The 6,814-nt window shown below is 65.1% G+C and carries 6 protein-coding genes; 2 read left to right on the forward strand and 4 right to left on the reverse strand.

Annotation, left to right across the window (positions count from 1 at the left end; translation table 11 throughout):
* The first annotated feature begins 7 nt into the window (after positions 1–7).
* Positions 8–985 (forward strand): Bug family tripartite tricarboxylate transporter substrate binding protein, encoded by a 978-nt coding sequence (locus tag AC1DO7_RS15330; RefSeq protein ID WP_441615688.1) that lies wholly within the window; start codon positions 8–10, stop codon positions 983–985.
* Between the two features lie 57 nt (positions 986–1,042).
* Here AC1DO7_RS15330 and AC1DO7_RS15335 read toward each other — a convergent pair whose 3' ends face one another.
* From AC1DO7_RS15335 to AC1DO7_RS15345, 3 genes are all read right to left on the reverse strand, one after another.
* Positions 1,043–1,237, reverse strand: a complete 195-nt coding sequence (locus AC1DO7_RS15335) for a DUF2783 domain-containing protein (protein ID WP_441615690.1) — start codon at positions 1,235–1,237, stop codon at positions 1,043–1,045.
* A 22-nt stretch (positions 1,238–1,259) separates the two neighbouring features.
* Positions 1,260–2,951, reverse strand: coding sequence for an FAD-dependent monooxygenase (locus AC1DO7_RS15340; RefSeq protein WP_441615691.1), 1,692 nt, complete (start codon positions 2,949–2,951; stop codon positions 1,260–1,262).
* Between the two features lie 124 nt (positions 2,952–3,075).
* Positions 3,076–4,440 carry an MFS transporter gene (locus AC1DO7_RS15345; RefSeq protein ID WP_441615693.1) on the reverse strand — a complete coding sequence of 455 codons (1,365 nt, stop codon included), beginning with the start codon at positions 4,438–4,440 and terminating at the stop codon, positions 3,076–3,078.
* A 290-nt stretch (positions 4,441–4,730) separates the two neighbouring features.
* On the opposite strand from AC1DO7_RS15345, the gene AC1DO7_RS15350 reads away from it, so the two are divergent.
* Positions 4,731–5,177 carry a MarR family winged helix-turn-helix transcriptional regulator gene (locus tag AC1DO7_RS15350; RefSeq protein ID WP_441615695.1) on the forward strand — a complete coding sequence of 149 codons (447 nt, stop codon included), beginning with the start codon at positions 4,731–4,733 and terminating at the stop codon, positions 5,175–5,177.
* A 60-nt stretch (positions 5,178–5,237) separates the two neighbouring features.
* Here the strand turns inward: AC1DO7_RS15350 and pdxR are convergent, their stop codons facing one another.
* Positions 5,238–6,740 (reverse strand): MocR-like pyridoxine biosynthesis transcription factor PdxR, encoded by a 1,503-nt coding sequence (gene pdxR / locus AC1DO7_RS15355; protein WP_441615697.1) that lies wholly within the window; start codon positions 6,738–6,740, stop codon positions 5,238–5,240.
* Positions 6,741–6,814: the final 74 nt, after the last annotated feature.

A 6,814-nucleotide genomic window follows, 5' to 3' on the forward strand; every position in this document is an offset into this window, starting at 1 on the left:
CCCTCTCATGACACTCGGGAAGATCGTCGCAACGCTGTGCCTGTCGACGCTGGCTTGCATCGCGGGCCACGCCCACGCCCAGGCGGACTGGCCGAAAAAGGTCATCACCTACGTGGTGCCTTACCCCGCGGGCGGCACCACCGACATCCTCGCCCGGCTGATCGCGCAGAAGCTCGGCCAGGCCCTGCAGACCACGGTAGTCGTCGAGAACAAGCCAGGCGCCACGGGCGCGATCGGCTCCGCCTTCGTGGCGCGGGCCCCGGCGGACGGCTACACACTGCTTGGCGCATCGACCGCGTCCCACGCCATCAACCCCGTGCTGAACCCGAAACTGCCGTACGACGCCGTCAAGTCGTTCGCGCCCGTCGTGCTGATCGGCACCATTCCGAGCGTGCTCGTGGTCGGCGCGGACAGCCCCTACCACGATGTGCAGGGCCTGCTTGCCGCGGCCAGGAAGAAGCCAGGGTCCGTGAGCTTCGCCTCGGGCGGCAATGGCACCATCCTCCAGATGTCCGGGGAACTGCTCAAGGCGCAGGCTCATGTCAAGCTGACGCACGTGCCCTACAAGGGCGACGTGCCCGCCATCCAGGATGTGATGGCCGGCCACGTCGACTTCATGTTCGCGCCGACCGCGCCGATCCTGCCGCATGTGCAAGGCGGCAAGCTGCGCGCGCTCGGGGTGGCCACGAAGGCCCGCGTGGCGAGCCTGCCGGCCGTGCCGACGATGGGCGAGGCCGGCGTCCCCAGCTTCGAGGCGGAACAGTGGCAAGCGATATTCGCGCCCGCGGGCACGCCACCGCAGATCGTGCAGCGGCTGAACACCGAGATCAACCGCATCCTGAAGGACCGCGACGTGATCGCGCATCTGGATGAACTGGGCGTCAGGATCGTCGGCGGCACGCCCCAGCAACTGGCCGACTTCCAGAAGGCGGACATCGCCAAGTGGGCCAAGGTGGCAAAGGCGGCCGGGGTAACGCTGGATTAAGCTGCACTGTGGTGGTCACGCCTTCGATTCGCCCAGACAGCGACAGGCCTGGACGCATTACAGGTTCTTGAGCGCAGCCTGCACGTGCTGCTGGAATTGCCCGGGCTCGCCCAGCGCATTGGCGTTGAGCAGCGCCAGCTTGACCAGGAACAGTTGGGCCTTGTCCACGCCGGCCTCATCGATGGCGGTGGCCAGGGCGTCATAGACGGCTTCCAGGCCGGGGATGCTCAGGGTCTTGTGAGGGGTAGTCATGGGACTCTCTCCTAATGGATCTTCACTGGGGCAGGGCGGTGTTCAGGGCGGCTTGCAGACGCGTCGCGTCCAGCGTGAGCCAGCGCGCGCACACGTGCTGGTCGGGGCGCAGCAGGTAAGCCGCGCCGCTGGCCTGCACTCCATAGCGACGGCGGAAGTGGCCATCGGCGTCGGCGAACGTCAGGTCGGCGCCCGCCACCGGGCTGGCGGCCCCGACGGCGATGACGCGCAGCGGCACGCCGCGCTCCCGGGTGGCAGCCACTACCCTCTGCAGGGCGCCGGGTACGGCGTCGGCCTCGGTGAAGTACAACAGGTCGAACCCTGCGCCCAGATGGTCGAGCAAGTAGTCGTTGGCCGCCAGTCGGATGTTTTGCGGCGGGGCGCCGTGGGCCGGGCCGTGCACGAACAGCGCGTTGTCGTCACCGGGGCAGTTGAGCACCGAAGCGGTGTACTCGTGCGGGCGCGAAGTGCGCCAGTGGTAGAGCGGACGCACGAACTTCTCGGTCAGCGAGAGCGATAGCACGGCATCCCGCAGCAGGCGGAAGCCCTCGCTTGGCGGCGTCATGAAGCGCGTGCTCTTGCCCGCTTCCTCGATAATTTCGCGTGCCGCGCCGACCCGCTCGGCGCTGTGGTTGGCCAGCAGCTTCCGCCCGGCCAGTCCCTTGAGCACGAAGGCGAGGTGCCAGGCCAGGGACTGCGCGTCCTGAAAGGCGGTGTTGGCGCCGCGCACGCCAAAGATCGGCAGCAGGTGGGCGGCATCGCCGGTAAAGATCACGCGGCCGTGCACGTACTCGGGCAACGTCAGCGTGCGGGCGGAGTACACGGAGCACCAGTCCATTTCCCAGGGGGTGCCGGCATGGCCGATCATGGCCAGCTGGGCATCGATGCGCGCCTTGAGCGACTCGGGCTTGAGCGCGTCCTCGGGCGTTTCGCCGGCCGGCAACTGGTAGTCGACGCGCCAGATGCCATGTGGCTCGCGGTGCATCAGGATGGTGTTGCCCGGGTTCCAGTCCGGGTCGAAGTAGGCCAGGCGCTCGGTCGGCAGCGGCAGGTCGATCTTGATGTCGGCGATGACGAAGAAGCCCTCGTAGGAGGCGCCTTCCATCTGCAGGTCCATCGCGGTACGGATGCCGGAGCGTCCGCCGTCGGCCGCGACCAGCCACTCAGTCTCCAGCCAATATGGGCCTTCCGGCGTGTCCACCTCGACGCGCGCGAAATCGGTTTCCTGATCGACCTTGGCCACCTTGTTGCCCCACCGGAAATCGATCAGGGGATTGGCGGCGCAGGCATCGAGCAGATACTCCTCCATATACTGTTGCTGGATGTTCAGCATCGGGAAGAAGCGGTCGTCGCCGTCGTGCGGGGCTTCCATGCGAAACACGCGCTCGCCGCGGTAGTACGAATTGCCGTAACGCCAGGGCAGCCCGCTCTCGGTCATACGGTCGGCCACGCCGACCTGCTGCAGGATTTCCATCGAGCGACGCGTGAAGACGATGGCGCGGCTGCCCTGGGACACCTGCAACTCAGAGGTGACGACGACGCTGGGTACGCCATGGCGGGCCAGTTCCAGGGCGGCGACCAGGCCCGCCGGGCCGGAACCCGCAATGACGACCTTCTTGCGGTCCTGCTTTGCGTGGGCGGAAGCCAGCCACGGCTTGAACACCTGATAGTCGTAGTAGATCGAAGGACGGGCTTCGGCGGTGGGCAAATGCATGGACGTGACTCCGACTTAAATAGAATGGGTCCGGCGTAGCGCGCAGCGGCTACGTCGCTTCAAGGTGAGCTAATGGGTAACCGTGCAGCAGGTCATCGAAAAAGCGGGGAATGCGAGCTCGTTCTCAAGTCGTTTGCTTGAGCGTGCGCGGGATCGGCAAGACCAGGAAAATCACACAGCCCGCGACCAGCAGGGCCGCCGCGTAGAGCAGGCCTGTGTTGAAGCTGTGGGTGACGTCCTTGAGCCAGCCCACGACCAGCGGATTGAGGGCCGAGCCGAGGTTGCCGGTCGCGTTGATCACCGCGATGCCCAAGGCCCGCGCGGCGAAGCTCAACGCATGGTCCGGCGTGGTCCAGAAGATCGACATGGCGGTATAGGCGCCGGTGGAAGCCAGGCACACGCCCAGCAGTTGCACCGCAGGATGCGACGAATATGCCGTCAGCAGCCAGCCCGCCGCCGCGAACAGCATCGGCAGGACGGTGTGCCAGCGGCGCTCTTGCGCGCGGTCCGAGCGCCGGCCCCACCAGATCATGCCGATGATCGTGCATACCTGGGGAATCGCCGCCAGCAGCCCGATTGTTGTGTTGGTGGCGCCGCCGGAAAAGCTCTTGACGATCAGCGGCGTCCACACGGCCACCATGGCGAGGCTGTTTACCAGGCAGAAATAGGCCAGCGAGAACTTCAGCACGGTGGGTGAGGTCAATTCGGACCACAGGCTGCGCGACGCCTCGCCACGCTGTTGTGCCACGGGGTCGGCCCGATGCTCCCGAGCCAGCATCTGCGCGAGCGTTTGCTTCTCGCCCGGCGAGAGCCAGCGCGCACGCTCCGGCGTGTCGGTGAGATAGAAGTACACGACCACGCCCAGTACCGAGGCCGGCAACCCTTCGAGCAGGAACAGCCACTGCCAACCCTTGAGCCCGTGCAGCCCATCCATGCCGAGGATCACCCCAGAGATGGCTGAACCGAAAGCAGCCGTGACCGGCATGGCGATCATGAACAGCGCATTGGCGCGTGCCCGGTAAGCCGCCGGGAACCAGAAAGTCAGGTACAGCAGCATCCCCGGCAAGAAGCCCGCTTCCGTGATGCCCACCAGCACGCGGAGCCAGTACAGCGTATGCGCATCGGTAGCGAAGAGCGTGGCCGTGGACGCTAATCCCCAGGCGACCATGATCGTCGCGATCCAGCGTCGCGCACCAACGCGTGCCAGGATGGCATTGCTCGGCACGCCGCAGGCAATGTAGGCCAGGTAGAACAGGGTGGTGGCCAGGCCGAACTGGGTGCTGGTCAGCCCCAGGTCCTTCATCATCGTCAAGGCGGCGAAGCCGATGTTGATGCGGTCCAGGAAGGAAACCACGAACAAGAGAAACACGAACCACAGCAGATGGCGCGATACCTTGGCGATAACGCTGTTCGCTTCGGCCGTGAACTGATTTTCGGTCAACGCTGCGGTGGCGTTCCCGGGCGGGGGGGCTGCAATGGGGGATCTCACGCGACTTGTCTCCTACGGCTGCGCCGTCGGCTGGATAACGAGAATGCGTCGTCGCCACAACAATCGGGGCTGGAACGACGTGACAGGCGTCTGGCGCAGCGATTGGCAGACACGGCTTTTGATTTAGTTGTGCGCGCAACTAGTATGTGTCAGCGGCAGGCGGACCGTCACTGGGGTTTGCACTAGTTGTGCGCGCAACTATGTGACGGAACTATAATTCGCACCTTCATCGCGTCAGCAACCGGTCAGCTGTGCAGCCGTTTGCCTCACTTTTTCAAAGGTCTCTGCCGGTGACTTCCCGATATATCCCGATTGCCCTTGACCGCACCCTGACACACCGCCTGCACGAATTGAACAAGCTTACGGACCGTGTCACGCAGCTAGCCTACGAGTCAGAAGTCGGCATTCCGATGCATGAAGGCCGCTGCCTGGCCGCGATCGGCTCATTTAGCCCGTTATCGGTCAACGATCTGGCGCGTCGCGCGAACCTGGACAAAGGGCAGGCAAGCCGGGCGGCGCAATCGCTGGTCGACAAGGGGCTCGTGCGCAAGACGGCAAGTGCGACGGACGGCCGCGGCGTCGTCCTGACGGTGACGACCCAGGGGGAGCGTATCTGGCTTCGGACCATGGCCCTGATCGAGCGCCGCAATGCCGAAATCATGTCCTGTCTCGACGAAGACGAGCGCAAGCAATTCGATGACTTGCTAGAGCGCTTGGTAGTGAAGGCCCGGGAGTGACCCGGCTTCACTAAGGCACCTTTCACCAAGGCACCCAGGTGCCCGCCATGGTGATCCGCATCAGGCGCGGTTCACCAGATCGATCGCCAGGGCCAGTTTCCGGACCGCCGGTTCGATATCCTCGTCGCTCACCCCGCCGTAGCCCAGGACCAGGCCGTTCTGGGAGTGCAGTTGGGAGGCAAAGTAGGACGACAGGGGCCGAGCCACGATGCCGTGGGCAAGCGCCGCACGGGATACCAGGTGATCGTTGGCGTGCCGGAGCTTCACCGTCAGGTGAAGCCCGGTATCCGTGCCGACGATATCGACCTGATCGCCAAGCTGGAGTTGCAGCTCCCGCGTCAGCAAGGCCTGACGCTCGCCATAGATCTTGCGCATGCGCCGTACGTGCGCTGCGTAGTGGCCGTCGGAGATAAACTCCGCCAGCGCGGCCTGCGCCGACAATTGCCCACCGCGATGCAGCTCGGATTGCGCTACCGAGAACGCATCGACAAGTTCCGGCGGCACGATCAGGAACGCCAGCCGCAGGCCGGGATAGAGCACCTTGGAAAAACTGCCGACATAAATCGTATTGCGATGCGGGTCCAGGCCCTGTAGCGACGGCAGCGGCGCGCCGTGATAGCGGAATTCGCTGTCGTAGTCGTCTTCGATGATCCACGCATTGTGGCGATGCGCCAGCTCGGTCAGGAGGCGGCGCCGGGCAAGGCTCATCACGACGCCGCTTGGGTACTGGTGAGACGGCGTGACGAAGATCAGCCTTGGCGCGGTCTCTGGCGCAAGCGGCGGCTGGATTCCGTGCTCGTCCACCGGCACGCCCTCCATTCGCATGCCGGCCGAGCGAAAGACACTGCGTGCGCCCCAATAGCACGGATCCTCGACCCATACGAGGTCTCCCGGATCGGCGAGCAGGCGGGCACACAGATCGATGGCCTGGTGGCTGCCCTGGGTCACGATGATCTGCTCCGGGGTGCAATCGACACCGCGGGCGAGCGTCAGATACTCGGTCAACGCGCGCTTGAGCGGGGGGCAGCCATGCCGGCTGCCATATCCCAGTTGCTCCTGGCTGGCGGTCTTCCACACCTTGGTGATCAAGCGTTGCCAGACGCCGCGCGGGAACTGGCTCACATCCGGAATGCCGGGGACGAACGCGCCGACCTGCAAGTCCGACGCGCCGACGCTGGCGAGCAGCTCGTGCGCGCGCAGGGACAGGCGCGAAGCAACGCTTGGGAGTACCGGATCGGCAGTCGGGCTCGTGTCGAGGATGCGGGCGAGCAAGGCGGGATCGGGAGCGGTATCGCCGACGTAGGTGCCGCTGCCGCCATGCGTATGGGTGTAGCCTTCATCGGTGAGCCGTTCATAGGCATACAGAACGGTGTTGCGGGCAATGCTCAGTTCCCGGGCCAGTTCGCGCGTGGGTGGCAACCGTGTGCCCGGGGACAGCTGGCCGGCGAGGATTGCCTCGCGGATGTCGTCAAACAACTGCCTGTTCAGCGGAGCACCGGATCGTTCGGGGTGGCTCCAATGACTGCGCGCGAGAAGCCAATCGGTCAACGGCGTCTCTTTCAATTCTTGGCTCCATCTGAAAATTTGTACCGGCACTATACAGTGGAGCCACCGCGCTTGTAGAGTAGATCCCATCG

The sequence above is a fragment of the Cupriavidus sp. 05N40 genome (assembly GCF_056397305.1).

Excerpts from the sequence above, each read along its gene's own strand:
- AC1DO7_RS15330 (WP_441615688.1), top strand. The coding sequence starts at position 8 with ATGACACTCGGGAAGATCGTCGCAACGCTGTGCCTGTCGACGCTGGCT.
- AC1DO7_RS15335 (WP_441615690.1), bottom strand. The coding sequence starts at position 1,237 with ATGACTACCCCTCACAAGACCCTGAGCATCCCCGGCCTGGAAGCCGTC.
- AC1DO7_RS15340 (WP_441615691.1), bottom strand. The coding sequence starts at position 2,951 with ATGCATTTGCCCACCGCCGAAGCCCGTCCTTCGATCTACTACGACTAT.